Below are 16357 nucleotides of genomic sequence, written 5' to 3' on the forward strand. Positions count from 1 at the left end.
AGCAGGCTGGTCGGCATCCCCAGGAGGAGACCCTTCATGAGAATGTGGCAACAACTCGATTTTCTCGCCCTGCTCGACACCCTGGCCAGCCTGCTGCTCGCCTTCGTGCTGGGCAGCCTGGTCGGCCTGGAGCGCCAGTACCGACAGCGCACCGCCGGCCTTCGCACCAACGTGCTGGTTGCCGTGGGGGCGGCCCTGTTCGTCAACCTGGCCCAGCGCATCTATGACCTGCATGGTGGCAGTTACGGGGTCGTCCACGTGGTGGCCTACATCGTCTCCGGCATCGGTTTTCTCGGCGCTGGCGTCATCATGCGGGAATCCGGCAACATCCGGGGCATCAACACTGCGGCCACCCTGTGGGGCGTGGCCGCTGTCGGGGCCGCCTGCGGCGCCGGGTTCGCCCTGGAGGCCATCCTCGGCGCCCTCTTCGTGCTGGCTGCCAACACCCTGCTGCGCCCCCTGGTCAACCAGATAAACCGCGACCCGGTGGACAACATGGACACCGAAGTGACCTATCACGTGACCGCTCTCATCGGTCGCGCTCACCAGAAGGAGGTACTGCCCTGGCTCGAGCAGATGCTGGAGCAGGCCCACTACCCCCTGAGCGAGCTCGACATCACCCCCTTCGGTGATCAGGATCTCGAGATCTCGGCGGCGCTGCTCGCCACCGCCATCGATGGCACCAAGCTCGATGCCCTGATGAACACGCTCGGGGAGCACCCTCACATCAAGCAGATCTTCTGGCGGGCCAGCATCACCGATTGACGCCCTCATACCAGACGCAGCACAAAAAGCCCCGCCGGATCCGGCGGGGCTTTTTCACAGGAAAGGGAAGCCGTGTGCCTAGCGGCGGCTGCGCCAGCGCACCCTGGGGTTAATGACCTGGGCGGTCTGGGCTGGGGGATTGCCCGCGATGAGTTGCTGCATCATCTCGAAGGCGGCCCGGGCCAGGGCCGGGCAATCCTGGGCCACGGAATCGATGCGCATGGGGATGCAGTCGAGCAGATCGTGATCGTCGAACGTACACAGGCGCATGCCGGTCTCCATCAGTTCCGCCTCGTTGAGGTAGCGCAGCACCCCCTCCAGCAGGGTGAAAGAGGCGGTAAAAAGCCCCTTCGGTGGTGCCCCGAGTTCGTCCACCAGCTCAGACATCAGCTGATAACCCGAGCTCGGCTGGTAGTCACGGTGGCGGACCCGGTCTGAAGTGGCCTCCAGCCCGGCCCGGTGCAATCCGAGCTCGTAACCCGCCAGCCGGTGGCGGCTGGGGGAGAGATCCAGCAGACCGCCGAAGTAGTAGATCTCCTCCCCGCAATCCTCGGCCATATCCTGCACCAGCTCGGCGGTAGCCTTGCAGGCGTCCGAGATCACCATGGGCAGGCGCGACTCACCGATGTGGCGGTCGAGCTGCACCACCGGCAAGCGGTCGTGGATGCGGGCATAGATATCGTCACTGTGGCCGCTGGAGGCGACGATGAGGCCATCCACCTGGCGGCTGATGAGGTTGTCCACCACCCGCTGCTCCAGTGTGGGGTCATCCTCGGAGCAGGTGATGAGCAGCTGGATCCCCGCCTCCCGACAGCGGGCCTCCAGGGCACGGGCGATGCTGGCGAAGCCGAAGTTGGTGAGATCGGGGATCACCAGCCCCCAGGTGTAGCTGCGCACCTCCCGCAGGGAGCGGGCGTGGATGCTCGGCTGATAGTGGCACTCGTCCGCCACCGCCTGGATCCGCTTGCGGGTATCGTCGGCGATGCGGTATTCCGCACTCTTGCCGTTGAGAACCAGACTGGCGGTGGCCTTGGAGACCCCCGCAAGCGTGGCTATCTGGGCAATCGTGATCCGTTTCTTCTTCTCCACCTGACCTCCCGGCACACTGAGACCGGGCTATTGTACTAGGCAGGTCGCCAGCGGCCAGTGATCGAGGCAAATTTTGCTGCCATCACCGTCACAACGTGCGGAAAGTACTGGGTTTTCGCCGGGGAAGTAACGGGTCGACAAGCTCTGGCGCCCGCCATCGACGAAGCACTCCAGGCTGGAGCGGTCACACAAGACGGTGATCTTGCCCCCAAGCCAGGGGGCGCTTCGCTCCTCCCACTCCCCGCTCTGCCAGTTCTGGCGACGCAGCACAAGACGCCCCGGCTGCCAGCACAGCTCGACCACGGCCCCGAACCCGAGGCGCCCTTCACCGCACAGCGCCAGATCGAGCCAGGCCGAGTCGATGGCCAGGGCAGGCAGCTCATCCGGCGCCCCCTCGAAGCGGGTCTGCACCCCTTTCAGGGCGCCCAGCTCTGCCACCGGCCGCTGGCAGAGCCACTCATCCTGCCAGAACAGCTCCCGCGGGCAGCTCATCTGGTGGATCCAGCCGTGATCGAGAGTGGGCTGGCTCATCTCGTTCTCCTCCGGCAAGCCCAGCCAGCCGAACAAGAGGCGCCTCCCCTGACTGTCCTGGGTAGTCTGGGGGGCATAGAACTCGAATCCCCGGTCCAGTTCATGGAAGGCCCCGTGGGCGAAGTGCGTCCCGTCGAAGTCACCCGCCAGCCAGCCGCACTGGTAGAGGTTGCGATAATCCTCTCCCTGCGGGGCAATCCCCTGCGGGCAGCTGATCAGCACATGGCGATCTCCCAGGGGGAAGAGGTCCGGACACTCCCACATGTAGCCAAACTCCCCGAGACCGCCGCGCCCGCTGCCGGCGATGGGCCCCACCAGAGTCCAGACATCCAGGGTGTCACCGCGATAGAGCAGCACCTCACCCCGATCGTCCAGGGTACGAGCCCCCAGCACCATCAGCCACTGCCGACCGTCGTGCCACACCTTGGGGTCGCGCACATGGCCGCTGTAGCCTTCGGGTAGATCCAGCACAGGGCCCAGCTTCTCGAAGCCCCCCGCACCGTCGGCGCGGGCCAGACACTGGTAGGCGGTGCGGCTGCCGTCCGGGTATTTGACGTTCCCGGTGTAGATAAGGGTCAGACGCCCCTGCTCATCGCTCACCGCCGAGCCCGAATAGCAGCCGTGGCTCTCATAGGCCTCGGTGGGCAGCAGCGCCACCGGCTCGTGCTGCCAGTGCAGCAGATCGGTGGAGGTGACATGCCCCCAGCCCTTGTTGCGGTGCTCGCAACCGAGCGGGTTCCACTGGTAGAAAAGATGGTAGCGCCCGTCGTGCTCAATGAAGCCGTTGGGATCGTTGAGCAGCCCCACCGGGGCTGCCAGATGCCAGCGGGGCCGATGGGGATCGACCGCCGCCTTGAGCTGTCCGGCCAGCAGGGACCGGACAACCAGGTTCAGGAGATGGCTTTCCTTCATCACTCCACCTTGTACTTGAGCAGGTAGGAGGCGGTGAAAGCGGCACCAAAGGCGATCACCAGACCGATGACGTAGTGGATGAGGCTCATGGGCTGGACGATGGCCATGCCCGGGATGCCGGTCAGGCCCACCGCCGTCATGCCGACCTTGGCCGCCACCACGTAGGCGCCGCCGCAGGCCCCGCCGAACAGACCGGCCAGGAAGGGCTTGATGTAGCGCAGGTTGACCCCGAAGATCGCCGCCTCGGTGATGCCGAGCAGGCAGGACATGGCCGCCGGCACCGTGATGGCCTTGATCTTCACATCGCGGGTCTTGAAGTAGACCGCGAGGCAAGCCCCACCCTGGGCCACGTTGGCCATGGCCCAGATGGGCAGCAGGAAGTTGACGCCGATGGCAGGGTTGGCCAGCAGCCCCGCCTCGATGGCGTGGAAGCTGTGGTGGATGCCGGTGATGACGATAAGGGAATAAGTCCCGCCAAACACCAGACCCGCCAGCCAGCCTGCCTGCTCATAGAGGGCGCTCAGACCGAACGAGATGCCATCCCCCAGCACCCGCCCGGCGGGGCCGATGAAAAGCAGCGCCACGAAGCCGGTGATGATGACGGTCAAAAACGGGGTGAGGATCAGATCCAGGGCGTCAGGGATGCTCTTGCGCAGCTGCTTCTCCAGGTGGGACATGAACCAGACCGCCAAGAGCACCGGGAAGACAGTGCCCTGGTAGCCGATCATGGCGACATCCAGGCCGAAGAAGTCCATGGTCTTGAAGCCCCCGGCCACGCCCCAGGCGTTGGTCAGGGCCGGGTGGGTGAGGATGCCGCCAAGGGTCGCCCCGAGGTACGGATTGCCGCCAAACTCCCGCGCCGCCGTAAAGCCGATGAGGATCGGCAGGATGATGAAGGCTGCCGAGCTGAACATGTCGAGCATCACAAACAGGGCGCTGTCGGCGTTGACCCAGCCGTAGGTGCGCACCATGCCGAGCAGCCCCATCAGCAGGCCGGAGGCGACGATGGCCGGAATGATGGGCACGAAGATGTTGGAGAGGGTCCGCGCCAGACGCTGGGCCACGTTGAGCTTGGCCGTCGCCATGTCGGTCAGCTCCGCCTTGCTGGCGGTGCCGGTCCCGGTCAGGGTGACGAACTCCGCATAGACCTTGTTGACCAGGCCGGTGCCGAAAATGACCTGGATCTGGCCGGCGTTGCTGAAGCACCCCTTGACCCCCTCCAGCTTGTCGATGGCGGCCTTGTTCACCTTGCTGTCGTCCGCCAGCACCAGCCGCAGCCGGGTGGCGCAGTGGGCGGCGCTGACGATGTTCTCCTTGCCCCCGAGCAGGGGCACCAGATCCTGGGCTATCGCACTGATATTCATATTCTTCCTCTTATGACCCGCCACGCTGGCGGGCCCTTGTCACATGAGAGTAGGGGCTGTCGAGCCGGGCTTCTAGCCGCAGATCAACAGCCGTCTGCGCCTGATCGCAAAAATTCATCCAGCCGGGTGCGGGTGGGCAGTGCCGTCATCGCCCCCTTGGCGGTGGTGGCGAGCGCCCCGCAGCCGTGGGCCTGAGCCAGAATGGCGGGCAGCTCGGCCAGCATCGGCAGCGAGGTCCGTTCGGCCAAGGCCGCCAGCAGCCCGGCGACGAAGGCGTCCCCCGCCCCCGTGGTATCGAGTGGCGTCACTTTGGGCCCCACCCACTCCAGCAACTCGCCACCCAGACGGGCCACCACGCCCCCCGCCCCCCGTGTCACCAGCACCAGTGCCGGGCCTGAAAGAGTGGCAAGCCCCGCGGCCAGATCGTCCAGACCGCTCAGCAGTTGCAGCTCCTCCACCGAGAGCTTGAGCACGTCTGCGAGGGCCATGGCCTCGCGCACCACGGGCAGCATCTCGGCAGGGTTGCCCCACACCTCTGGCCTCAGGTTGGGGTCGAAGCAGACCCGCCCCCCGACGGCCCGGATGGTCGCCATGGCTTGCAGGCAACTGCTGCGCACCGGCTCGTTGGCGAGCGCAATGGAGCAGGTCAGCAGCCACTGCCCGGCCTGGAAGACCGGCAGATCGGCGTGGCTCAGGAACTGATCGGCGCTCGGGCGCACCATGAAGGTGAAACTGCGCTCCCCCGCTTCATCGAGATCCACCAGCACCGTGCTGGTGCGATGGGCCGGATCCTGGATCAGGTGGCGAATGTCGACCCCCTCCCTGGCCAGGGTCTCCCCCATGAAGCGGCCGAAGGGATCCGCGCCGACCCGGCCAATGAAGGCCGACTCCCCGCCGAGCCGGGCAACGCCCACCGCCACATTGGCCGGTGCGCCACCCGGACACTTGAGGTAGTGCTGCTCCCCTTCCGGGATCAAGTCCACTACCGCATCCCCCATTACCCACACACGATTCGTCACCTTGTTGCTACTCCACTGCTGCACAGGATTTGCCGGGGTCAGCCCCGGGTTCTGGGTCCACATTATCAGCTAAACCGTTTTAGCTAACCAACAGATCCCGGGGCCGCCTGCCATTTTTGTGATCGGGATAACGAACTAGAACCAGGTTTCCATCTGCACGCCAAAGTTCCACTCGCCCCCGGCGGTGAAGTTGCTCTGGCCCATGGCATCGGAGCTGGCGTAGTTGTCGAGCTCGGAGGACCAGTCCATCCAGGTGGCGAACACCCGAAGCTCGGGCCGCTCGAAGAAGCCGGCGGTCTGCGCCTTGAAGGTCGGCGCGAAGGTGAGCTTGGTGAAATCGCCGCTCACCGCCTGACGACCCTTGTAGCCCTTGGGATCGAGGTCCATGTACTGCCAGGTAGCCTCGTAAACCAGCTCGACGTTCTGGCTCAGCACCTGGGCCAGGCGGCCATTGAGGGTCACCCAGCGGTACTCGTCCCCTTTCACGTAACGATCCTGGCTGTGCTCGGCCAGCAGGGCCGGGGCCACACGCCAGCGGGGCGCAAGATCGGTGGCGCCAAACACGGCGACCCGCACCGCATCGGCATCCGGCAGCAGCTCGCTGTCGGAGCCCAGCCCCTTGAGCTCGGCACCCAGACCGTGGCCATACAGCACCGCCGCCTTGGAGAAACCGGGGTTGATGCCAAAGAAGCTGTCGGCGTGGTAGGCCACCAGGGTGTGGGCACCCTTGTTCGCCGCTTCGCTGCCCGCGCCGCCGTCGTTGATGCGCGCCTCGTTATCCTTGGCGGAGAGGCCGTTCAGCATCCACTGCCAGTTGCCAACGCGGTTGTTCATGGTGAGGATGTAGCTCTCGATGTCGGAGAGACCGCTCGCGCTGATGTCGCCGTAGTCGCGCCCGTAGAGGGAGAAGTTCGCCTTCCAGCTGTCGGCCAGCTGCACGTCGTAGACGCCGCCGCCGGTACCGGCCAGGAAGACCACGTCCGAGTCGAGCCAGTGGATGTCGAAGTTGTCCCGGTCAAAGCGCTTGCCCGCCCAGAGCACCGAGTGCTGGAAAGGACCGCTGAAGCTCGCCAGATCGCCGATTTCGGCAAACACCTGGCGGGTATTGAGGCTGGAATCGCTGGCGGTCCAGTCGTTGCTGGTCTCCACCCCGTCCGCCAGCATCAGCTTGTAGCGGGCCCAGCTGCCATCGTCGAAGGTCTGGGTCTTCAGCAGGTTGGCCTCCATGTAGGTGTCATCCTCGTTGCCAAGGCGACCCACGGCGCCGCCCACCGAGCCGGCCGGGGTGATGTAGGGGCCGCCGCGGCCACCATTGCCGTTGCCGTTCACCAGCAGGCCCGAGCGGGCATAGCCGTGGAACTCGAAGCCCTGGGCCCCGGCGGTCTGCTTGTCCACCTTCTCGCTCTGAGCCTTGGCCACCACGGCCGTCTCGCGGGCTTCGTTTGCCTTGCTCTGGGCCTCGTCGGCCCGCGCTTCGGCAGCGGTGGCGCGCGCCTCGGCTGCCTGCACCCGCGCCTCCAGCGCCGCCAGCCTGGCTTCGATACCACCATCCGCCGCCCACAGCGGGCTGCTCATTCCCAATCCCAGCGCCACGGCCAGCGCCAACTTGCTCTTGAACATCGTCATCGTCCTCACCTGTCTTCTGTCGCCCGTCCGGGCTCTGTTGTTGTTGACGAGCAGAGGATAGCTAAACCGCTTTAGCTGACTCAATATGCCAGCTAAACCGTTTCAGCAGGAGTGTGAGCGGGATAACATTTGTACAGGAGGAATTGGTGGAAGTTGTGAGGAGGATCCCTCATCGGGATCCACTCAATAAGGGGGGATCCAGGCCAGATGGCGGGCAAAAAAAAAGCCGGCACATCCGTGCCGGCTTGGGTAACGCGGGTCGCGTTTATTTGGTCAGGTCGTCGAAGAAGCGTTTCACCCCTTCGAAGAAGCCTTCGGATTTCGGCTTGTGAGTCTTGGCAGCGGCGCCGCTGAAGGAGTCGTCCAGCTGGCGCAGCAGATCTTTCTGGGTCTCGGTCAGCTTGACCGGAGTCTCGATCACCACCTTGCACATCAGATCCCCCACCTGGCCGGAGCGCACGGACTTGACGCCCTTGCCCCGCAGGCGGAACAGCTTGCCGGTCTGGGTCTCCGGGGTCACCTTGAGCTTGACCCGGCCATCCAGGGTCGGCACTTCAATCTCGCCGCCGAGCGCCGCCGTGGTGAAGCTGATGGGCACTTCGCAGTAGAGGTCGTTGCCGTCACGGACGAAGATCTCGTGCTCGCGCACGTGAACCTGTACGTACAGATCCCCCGCCGATGCGCCGGTTTCCCCCGCTTCCCCTTCGCCGGAGAGACGGATGCGATCCCCGGTATCGACCCCGGCCGGGATCTTGACCGACAGGGTCTTGGTCTTCTGGTAGCGCCCTTCCCCATGGCACTTGCGGCACGGATCCTTGATGATCTTGCCGCGACCGTGACAGTGGGGGCAAGGCTGCTGCACCGCGAAGAAGCCCTGGCGCATCTGCACCTGGCCGGAGCCGTGGCAGGTGGGGCAGGTCTGGGCCTGGCTGCCGGTATGGGCACCGGAGCCGTTGCAGACTTCGCAGTGGACCTGGGTCGGGATCTTGATCTCCTTGGAGACCCCGCGCACCGCCTCTTCCAGCGTCAGCTCCATGTTGTAGCGCAGATCGGCGCCACGGGCCGGGCCGCGACGACCGCCCCCGCGACCACCGAAGATGTCGCCAAACACGTCGCCGAAGATGTCGCCGAAATCGGCACCACCGCCAAAGCCGCCGTGGCCGCCACCCTGGCTCGGATCCACCCCGGCATGACCGTACTGGTCATAACGGGCACGCAGGTTCTCGTCGGTCAGGACCTCGTAGGCTTCCTTGACCTCTTTGAACTTCTCTTCAGCCCCGGCATCACCCTGGTTGCGATCCGGGTGATACTTCATGGCCAGACGCTTGTACGCCTTCTTGATCTCGCGCTCGTCGGCACCTTTCGATACCCCGAGCACTTCGTAGAAATCGCGCTTCGACATACTCATCCTGTTGCTATATCAGCAGTTACGCAGACGGGCGTTGGTTACCCAACGCCCGTAAATTCATTGACGAATCTGCTCACACTCTTACTACGAAGCCGTGATCAAGGCTCATGTGCAGCTCGCTTGTTTGTAACCAAGAGTGCTCATGTATTCACATACACTCCGGTTCTTGCGCTGCTCTTTACCTTGCTGACGGCCTCTCGCGACAGACCGTGAACAGATTCTGAGCCGATGGGCGAAGCGGACTTCGCCCATCCGGGTCGGGCTTACTTCTTGTCGTCTTTCACTTCTTCGAACTCGGCGTCGACCACGTCGTCGTCAGCCTTGGCAGAAGAGGAGGACTGACCGGCGTCAGCACCGGCGGCGCCTTGCGCCTGAGCCTGCTGCTGGGCAATTTCCATCAGCTTCTGGGACGCTTCCAGCAGCGCTTGCTGCTTGGCTTCGATGGCAGCCTTGTCGTCACCCTTGATGGCGGATTCCAGCTCGCTCAGGGCAGTCTCGATCTTGGTCTTCTCGTCGGCAGGCAGGGCTTCACCGGCTTCGGTGACCTGCTTGCGCACGGAGTGGACCAGACCGTCAGCCTGGTTGCGGGCCTGCACCAGCTCTTCGAACTTTTTGTCCTCGGCCGCGTTGGCTTCGGCTTCGCGTACCATGCGTTCGATCTCGTCATCAGACAGACCGGAAGAGGCCTGGATGGTGATCTTCTGCTCCTTGTTGGTCTCCTTGTCTTTGGCGGAGACGTGCAGGATGCCGTTGGCGTCGATGTCGAAGGTCACTTCGATCTGCGGCAGACCGCGCGGTGCCGGACGGATGCCTTCCAGGTTGAACTGGCCCAGGGACTTGTTGTCGCTGGCGCGCTTGCGCTCACCCTGCAGCACGTGAATGGTCACGGCAGACTGGTTGTCTTCGGCGGTGGAGAACACCTGGGACTTCTTGGTCGGAATGGTGGTGTTCTTCTCGATGAGCGCGGTCATCACGCTGCCCATGGTCTCGATCCCCAGGGAGAGCGGAGTCACGTCCAGCAGCAGTACGTCGGTCTTGTCACCGGACAGTACGGCACCCTGGATGGCAGCACCCATGGCCACGGCTTCGTCCGGGTTGACGTCTTTGCGCGGCTCTTTGCCGAAGAAGTCGGCCACGGTCTTCTGAACCAGCGGCATACGGGTCTGACCGCCCACCAGGATGACGTCGTCGATCTCGCCAACCGCCAGACCGGAGTCTTTCAGGGCGACACGAACCGGCTCCAGGGAGTCTTTCACCATGTCTTCCACCAGGGATTCCAGCTTGGCGCGGGTCACCTTGATGTTCATGTGCTTCGGACCGGTGGCATCTGCTGTGATGTACGGCAGGTTGACGTCGGTCTGCTGGGCAGAAGAGAGCTCGATCTTGGCTTTCTCGGCGGCATCTTTCAGACGCTGCAGGGCCAGCTGGTCGTTGCGCAGGTCAATGCCCTGCTCGCGCTTGAACTCGTCAACCAGGTAGTTGATGACGCGGTTGTCGAAGTCTTCACCACCCAGGTGGGTGTTACCGTTGGTTGCCAGCACTTCGAAGGTGGTTTCCCCTTCGACTTCGTCGATCTCGATGATGGAGATATCGAAGGTACCGCCACCCAGGTCGTATACGGCAACCTTGCGCTCACCCTTGACCTTGTTGACGCCGTAGGCGAAAGCCGCGGCAGTCGGTTCGTTGATGATGCGTTTGACATCCAGACCGGCGATACGACCGGCATCCTTGGTGGCCTGACGCTGGGCGTCGTTGAAGTAGGCCGGTACGGTGATGACGGCTTCGGTCACCGGCTCGCCCAGGTAGTCCTCGGCGGTCTTCTTCATCTTTTTCAGCACTTCGGCAGAGATCTGCGGCGGTGCCATCTTCTTGCCTTTCACTTCAACCCAGGCGTCACCGTTGTCGGCCTTGGCGATGGCGTACGGCATGATTTTCAGGTCACGTTGTACTTCGTCATCTTCGAAACGACGGCCGATCAGACGCTTGATGGCGAACAGCGTGTTCTTCGGGTTGGTGATGGCTTGGCGCTTGGCCGGCTGACCAACCAGGATTTCGCCGTCATCGGCATAGGCAATGATGGACGGTGTAGTACGGTCGCCTTCCGCGTTCTCGATCACGCGAGCATGGTCGCCATCCAGAATAGCGACGCAGGAGTTGGTAGTACCCAGGTCAATACCGATGATTTTACCCATTTGACGAATCTCCAAATACTTTGAATAAACTGGCGAGGGGCTCGCCTTGATACGTTAACGGCTAGGTGGGGCCTGCCACTGTGGCTTTCAAGCTCCCGGCATCAAATTTTTTGTGCCGCCGTGGCCTTGTAACCTATATGGGGTCTCAAGTCGGCGCTTCAAGTCCGGCCCTGAAAAAACCTGCATACAGACCACCTGACAGCCAAATGACGCCAGACACGTTTTTTTGGCGCCACATCCAACAAAAAGCCCGCCAAGCGGCGGGCTTGGTGAGAACAGCGTGATCAGTCAGCGGACTTGGACACCATCACCATGGCCGGGCGGATGACGCGGCCGTTGAGCTCGTAGCCCTTCTGCATCACGGCGATCACGGTGTTCGGCGCCACGTCGGCACTGGGCACCATGCTCATGGCCTGGTGGGCATTGGGGTCGAACGGCTGGTTGGTCGGGTCCAGCGCCACCAGGCCGAACTTGGCCACGCCGCTCTGCATGGATTTCAGGGTCAGTTCGACCCCTTCAATCATCGGCTTGAGGGTGTCGTTCTCCTTGTCCGCCAGCTCGATGGCGCGCTCCAGGTTGTCCAGCACCGGCAAGAGCTCTGCGGCGAACTTCTCCAGTGCAAACTTGTGGGCTTTCTCCACGTCCTGAGCGGCACGGCGACGCAGGTTCTCCATCTCGGCGACGGCGCGAATGGCGCGCTCGCGCTCTTCCAGGGAAGCCTGCTGGGCCGCCTCCAGCTGGGCCTCCAGCTCGGCGATGCGGGCCTGCTCGGCTGTCACTTCACTGTCTACATCGGTCGGCTCGACTGGCTGGGCTTCCACTTGCTCCATCGCTTCAACCTTTTGTTCTTCGTGGCTCATGACATCTCCAATATTCAGGGGTTGCGTGTGAGGGTGGCTGGCGTTCAGACAAGCGACACGCGCCAGCAGACCCTGTGTTGGCGCTATTATGGGGACACAGCCCCGGCTTTCAAGGGGAAAAGGGCAGATCGGGCACAATGGCGCCCATCCGCGTGCCAGGCAGCCCCTTTTCGGGGCCGATTGCACCAACCGCCACGGAGGCAGACAAATCCCCGGCAAAGCGCGGTATACTCCCCCCAAGACTCTCCCAGACCCGATAACCTATGGATTCTCCGTTCAAAACCGTTGCCCTCATCGGCAAGCCCCATCACGAGGGGGCCAACCAGACCCTGACCGGCCTGTATCAGTACCTGACCAGCCGTGGCTTTCGCGTGCTGCTGGAGAGCCGGGTGGCCCATACCCTGGGGCTGCTCGGGGAGAACGTGATGGATCTGGTGCAGCTCGGCGAGCAGGCGGATCTCGCCATCGTCGTCGGCGGTGACGGCAACATGCTGGGGGCCGCCCGGGTGCTGTCACGGTTCGATGTGGCGGTGATCGGGGTGAACCGGGGCAACCTCGGCTTCCTGACCGATCTCTCGCCCCAGGATTATCTGCTGCCCCTGGAGCAGGTGCTCTCGGGTCACTTCAAGAGCGAGCATCGCTTCCTGCTGGAGGCCGCCGTCTATCGCCACGGGGAGCGCAAGTCGAGCAACCTCGCGGTCAACGAGGCGGTGCTTCACCCGGGCAAGATCGCCCACATGATCGAGTTCGAGGTCTACATCGACGGCAGCTTCATGTACAGCCAGCGCTCGGACGGCATCATAGTGGCGACACCCACCGGCTCCACCGCCTACTCCCTGTCGGCAGGGGGCGCCATTCTCACCCCCAAACTCAACGCCATCACGCTGGTGCCCATGTTCCCGCACACCCTGAGCAGCCGCCCCATCGTGCTGGATGCAGACAGCGAAGTGCGGCTGCTGGTCTCGCCGGACAACCAGGACGACGCCATGCAGGTGAGCTGCGACGGCCAGGTCACCCTGGCGGTCCACCCGGGGGACGAGATCCTCATCAAGAAGAGCAGCCACAAGCTGCATCTGGTGCATCCGCTGGATTACAGCTACTTCCACGTGCTGCGCAACAAGCTCGGTTGGGGCAGCAAGCTCTTCTAGCCAGGCAACACCGGTGGCGAGGGTCTATCCCTCGCTGCTTTCGACCAGCCGAGGCAATGCCGGCTCGAATGCCAGATGCACCCCGTTTCTCCCCGCTTCCTTCACCCGGTACATGGCAGCATCGGCTTTGGTCAGCATCAGTGCCAGGTCAGCCTCGGCACTGGCGCACACGACCCCCATGCTCACCGTAACCCCCTCGCACGGCAGGCAGGCCCCCTGCCGGGAGCCCGTCTCTATCTGGCGGCGGATCCGGTCACAGATGTCGCGGGCCATCTGGCCGCTCACGCCCCCCATGATGATGGCGAACTCCTCGCCACCGATGCGCCCCACCAGATCATCCTTGCGTACCTCGGCCACCAGCACCCCGGCCACATAGCGAATGACCTCATCCCCGCAGCCGTGACCAAACTGGTCGTTGACCCGCTTGAAGTGATCGATGTCCAGGACCACCACGCAGCGCGTCTGGCCAGGCGTAGTACCCTCTCCGTGCCTGAAGAGGCCGCGCCGATTGAGCACCCCGGTGAGGGGATCCCGCTCCGAGAGCGCCAGCAATGCCTCCTCCGTCTCCACATAGGCCACCAGAGGCAGCAACAACACCGAGCCGATGGTCAGCACCATGTGCATGAAGAAGATGAGATCGAGCCAACCTCCGTCCCCCATCCGCTCTTCGACTCCCAGCAAGAGCAGCCCCCCCTGGCTCAGCAGGATGGTGAAATGCAGCAGGTAAATGAGCGCCACCGCATGGAGCACCCGCTTCTGGTGCCGGCCGAGAGAGACGATGAGGCAGGCGCACCACAGGTACAACATCGACTCCATCAGAGCCAGCACAATGCGCACGGGGGCGAGGCTGGACAATCCCAGATAGAGCAGCAGCAACACCGCCACGCCTCCCCTCACGGCACGGGGATGCCATGCGCGCTCGTAAAGCGCACAAAAACCGGCGAGCAACAGCAGGATGCTCATGAGCGAGACCAGGCCGCCGACCCGGATGCCCAGCGCCGGATACCCTCCCAATACCCCCAGACTGAGCAGCAGGATGGAGAGGGAGAAGAGAAAAGCGGAGAGGGACCAGTACAGAAAGTTGCCTCGACCCGGCTTCAGGGAGTGGATGAACAGCATGATCAGCCCCGACATCAGGTTGATTGCCAGGGAGATCAGCAGCAGGGTCGGGGTATGGATCATCGTGACGCATCCTTGCGAAGAGGTCTGTGCACAGCCCAGGCTCAACCAGGACTGGTTCGAGTGTGTCTCAGGCAGCCACTCACCACAAGAGAGCGCCTCAAGGTGGCTTCTCGCATCGCGTCAGCCCATGCCAGGTACGCAGGTTGATTTTGCAGGCCATCTGATCGGCTTCACACCCATGCCGCGGCCTTGACATCCTTGCCCTCCCCCTGTTTCGCAAAAATCCTCCCTGCCCACTTTACTGTATATAAGACCAGTATATACTGGATGCATACACAGTAATGTTGGCCCATACAGGATGAGACCATGCTGACCCAGCTGACCGTCAACAACTTCGCCATCGTCAAGTTTCTCGAGCTCGATCTGCAACCGGGGATGACCTGCATCACCGGGGAGACCGGCGCGGGCAAATCCATCGCCATCGATGCTCTGGGGCTGTGCCTGGGGGAGCGCGCCGAAGCCAGCATGGTGCGCCCGGGCAGCGACAAGACCGAGGTGAGTGCCCGCTTCCTGCTGGAGGGAAATCCTGCCGCCCGGGCCTGGCTCGCCACCAACGAGCTTGAAAATGACGGTGAGTGCATCGTCCGGCGGGTACTGTCCGCCGAGGGGCGCTCTCGCAGCTATATCAACGGGGTTCCCGTCCCCCTCGCCCAGCTCAGGAACCTGGGTCAACTGCTGGTCAACGTCCACGGTCAGCACGCTCACCAGATGCTGCTCAAACCCGATTACCAGCTCGCCCTGCTGGACGGCTACGCCGGTCATCATCTGCTCCTCGACGATGTTCGCCGTCACTACCAGCAGTGGCGCCAGTTGCAAAACGAGCTCAATCGGCTCAAGGCCGAGCAGCAGCAGCGGGAAGCCCGCCGTCAACTCATCGAATACCAGGTGCAGGAGCTGGACGAATTTGCCCTTCAGCCGGGGGAGTTTGAAGAGATTGAAGAGGAGCATCAGCGGCTCGCCAATGGCACCGAGCTGATGCAGGAGTGCGGGTATTGCCTCGATCTGCTCTATGACAATGAAGAGACCACCATCGCCGGTCTGCTGCAGACGGCGGTGGACAGAGCCGAGACCCTGGTCGGCATGGACAGCCGGCTTGGCAACGTGCTCGGCATGCTCAACGAAGCCCTGATCGGCGTACAGGAGAGCCACAGCGAGCTGCGCAGCTATCTCGACCGGCTGGAACTGGATCCAGAGCGCTTCAACGAGCTGGAGAGCCGCCTCTCCAAGGCCATCAACCTGGCACGCAAGCACCATGTCAAACCGGCGGAGCTGGCCCACTACCATCAGGAGCTGGCCGCCGATCTGGCCCGCCTCAACTCCGACGAAGAGCGACTCGAGGGGATGGAGGACGAGCTGGCCTCGGCCCGCCAGGCCTTCGTGCAGGCCGCCGAGGCCCTGAGCCAGAGTCGCCAGCGCTATGCCGAGGAGCTGGGCGCGAAGGTAAGCGCCAGCATGCACGAACTGGCGATGCCCGATGGCCGCTTCGCCATCGAGGTGCGACCCGATGCCCAGAGCAGCCTCTCGCCCCTTGGCATCGATCGGGTGGAGTTCATGGTCACCACCAACCCGGGTCAGCCCATCCAACCCCTTGGCAAGGTGGCTTCCGGCGGCGAGCTGTCGCGTATCAGCCTCGCCATCGTGGTGATCAGTGCACGCAAGATCTCAACCCCGACCCTTATCTTCGACGAAGTGGATGTGGGGATCAGCGGCCCGACCGCCGCCGTGGTGGGCCGCCTGTTGCGCCAGCTCGGCGAATCCACCCAGGTGATGGTGGTCACCCACCTGCCCCAGGTGGCAGGCAAGGGTCACCAGCACATGGTGGTGAGCAAACACACCGACGGCAAGACAACGGAAACCCATATGCAGGCGCTCACCCAGGGCGCCCGGCTCAACGAACTGGCCCGCCTGTTGGGGGGCGATCAGATCACCGACAACACCCTGGCCAACGCCCGTGAGTTGCTCGCAAGCTGACCACGGGGCGGACGGGACATCCTCCCGTCCATGTCGGCCCTTTCAGATTGACCGAGTCATCATCGCGGTGGCCAGTTGAAGCCTCTTGCCGACGGCGCGGGCTTGGTTGACCGATGCCGTGAACCGCAAGCAAGAACGAGGGGCGGCCCTGGCTAATCCGCGGCACGTGTCTTGATGCTCAGTCTGAGCCTGCCAGCCTGGTCATCACCCAGTCGGGCTTCCATCGCCATGGTCAGGACGCCACTCATCTTCGTTGCACTCATTCACATTTCGAACGGACCCACTCCTTC

General features: G+C 63.5%; 12 protein-coding genes. 3 read left to right on the forward strand and 9 right to left on the reverse strand.

Going from position 1 to position 16357, the window contains the following annotated elements; translation table 11 throughout:
• Positions 1–36 precede the first annotated feature (36 nt).
• On the forward strand, positions 37–765 hold the full coding sequence (locus BGO64_RS20010; RefSeq protein WP_041213246.1) for an MgtC/SapB family protein: 729 nt from the start codon (positions 37–39) through the stop codon (positions 763–765).
• A gap of 78 nt (positions 766–843) precedes the next feature.
• Here BGO64_RS20010 and BGO64_RS20015 read toward each other — a convergent pair whose 3' ends face one another.
• The 8 genes from BGO64_RS20015 to grpE form a co-directional block, all read right to left on the reverse strand.
• Complete coding sequence (locus tag BGO64_RS20015) at positions 844–1854, reverse strand: substrate-binding domain-containing protein (protein WP_286701250.1); 1011 nt, start codon at positions 1852–1854, stop codon at positions 844–846.
• A 27-nt stretch (positions 1855–1881) separates the two neighbouring features.
• Complete coding sequence (locus tag BGO64_RS20020) at positions 1882–3297, reverse strand: glycoside hydrolase family 32 protein (protein WP_286701251.1); 1416 nt, start codon at positions 3295–3297, stop codon at positions 1882–1884.
• A complete protein-coding gene (locus tag BGO64_RS20025) occupies positions 3297–4661 on the reverse strand; it encodes a sucrose-specific PTS transporter subunit IIBC (protein WP_286701252.1) in 1365 nt (454 codons plus the stop codon). Before BGO64_RS20025 ends, BGO64_RS20020 begins: the two co-directional genes overlap by 1 nt.
• Positions 4662–4744: 83 nt before the next feature.
• Positions 4745–5680: a carbohydrate kinase family protein gene (locus BGO64_RS20030; protein ID WP_502686735.1), complete on the reverse strand. Its 936-nt coding sequence runs from the start codon at positions 5678–5680 to the stop codon at positions 4745–4747.
• 135 nt (positions 5681–5815) lie between these two features.
• Positions 5816–7306 carry a carbohydrate porin gene (locus BGO64_RS20035; protein WP_080944225.1) on the reverse strand — a complete coding sequence of 497 codons (1491 nt, stop codon included), beginning with the start codon at positions 7304–7306 and terminating at the stop codon, positions 5816–5818.
• A 265-nt stretch (positions 7307–7571) separates the two neighbouring features.
• Positions 7572–8708 (reverse strand): molecular chaperone DnaJ, encoded by a 1137-nt coding sequence (dnaJ, locus tag BGO64_RS20040; RefSeq protein WP_010673647.1) that lies wholly within the window; start codon positions 8706–8708, stop codon positions 7572–7574.
• A 269-nt stretch (positions 8709–8977) separates the two neighbouring features.
• Entirely contained in the window at positions 8978–10906 is a 1929-nt protein-coding gene (gene dnaK, locus BGO64_RS20045) for a molecular chaperone DnaK (protein ID WP_010673646.1), read from the reverse strand.
• A 284-nt stretch (positions 10907–11190) separates the two neighbouring features.
• Positions 11191–11766: a nucleotide exchange factor GrpE gene (gene grpE, locus BGO64_RS20050; RefSeq protein WP_029314044.1), complete on the reverse strand. Its 576-nt coding sequence runs from the start codon at positions 11764–11766 to the stop codon at positions 11191–11193.
• Positions 11767–12029: 263 nt separating this feature from the next.
• Between grpE and nadK the strand changes: the two genes are divergently transcribed.
• Positions 12030–12914, forward strand: a complete 885-nt coding sequence (gene nadK / locus BGO64_RS20055; RefSeq protein ID WP_010673644.1) for an NAD(+) kinase — start codon at positions 12030–12032, stop codon at positions 12912–12914.
• A gap of 24 nt (positions 12915–12938) precedes the next feature.
• Here nadK and BGO64_RS20060 read toward each other — a convergent pair whose 3' ends face one another.
• Positions 12939–14096, reverse strand: a complete 1158-nt coding sequence (locus tag BGO64_RS20060; protein WP_286701253.1) for a GGDEF domain-containing protein — start codon at positions 14094–14096, stop codon at positions 12939–12941.
• Between the two features lie 306 nt (positions 14097–14402).
• On the opposite strand from BGO64_RS20060, the gene recN reads away from it, so the two are divergent.
• A complete protein-coding gene (recN, locus tag BGO64_RS20065) occupies positions 14403–16067 on the forward strand; it encodes a DNA repair protein RecN (protein WP_286701254.1) in 1665 nt (554 codons plus the stop codon).
• Positions 16068–16357: the final 290 nt, after the last annotated feature.

It is taken from the genome of Aeromonas sp. 62-46 (genome assembly GCF_001898585.1).
Taxonomy (GTDB): Bacteria; Pseudomonadota; Gammaproteobacteria; order Enterobacterales; family Aeromonadaceae; genus Aeromonas; species Aeromonas caviae.

Coding starts and splice junctions, on each gene's coding strand:
- recN (WP_286701254.1), top strand. CDS start 14,403: ATGCTGACCCAGCTGACCGTCAACAACTTCGCCATCGTCAAGTTTCTC.
- dnaJ (WP_010673647.1), bottom strand. CDS start 8,708: ATGTCGAAGCGCGATTTCTACGAAGTGCTCGGGGTATCGAAAGGTGCC.
- BGO64_RS20060 (WP_286701253.1), bottom strand. CDS start 14,096: ATGATCCATACCCCGACCCTGCTGCTGATCTCCCTGGCAATCAACCTG.
- BGO64_RS20035 (WP_080944225.1), bottom strand. CDS start 7,306: ATGACGATGTTCAAGAGCAAGTTGGCGCTGGCCGTGGCGCTGGGATTG.
- BGO64_RS20020 (WP_286701251.1), bottom strand. CDS start 3,297: ATGAAGGAAAGCCATCTCCTGAACCTGGTTGTCCGGTCCCTGCTGGCC.
- nadK (WP_010673644.1), top strand. CDS start 12,030: ATGGATTCTCCGTTCAAAACCGTTGCCCTCATCGGCAAGCCCCATCAC.
- grpE (WP_029314044.1), bottom strand. CDS start 11,766: ATGAGCCACGAAGAACAAAAGGTTGAAGCGATGGAGCAAGTGGAAGCC.
- dnaK (WP_010673646.1), bottom strand. CDS start 10,906: ATGGGTAAAATCATCGGTATTGACCTGGGTACTACCAACTCCTGCGTC.
- BGO64_RS20010 (WP_041213246.1), top strand. CDS start 37: ATGAGAATGTGGCAACAACTCGATTTTCTCGCCCTGCTCGACACCCTG.
- BGO64_RS20025 (WP_286701252.1), bottom strand. CDS start 4,661: ATGAATATCAGTGCGATAGCCCAGGATCTGGTGCCCCTGCTCGGGGGC.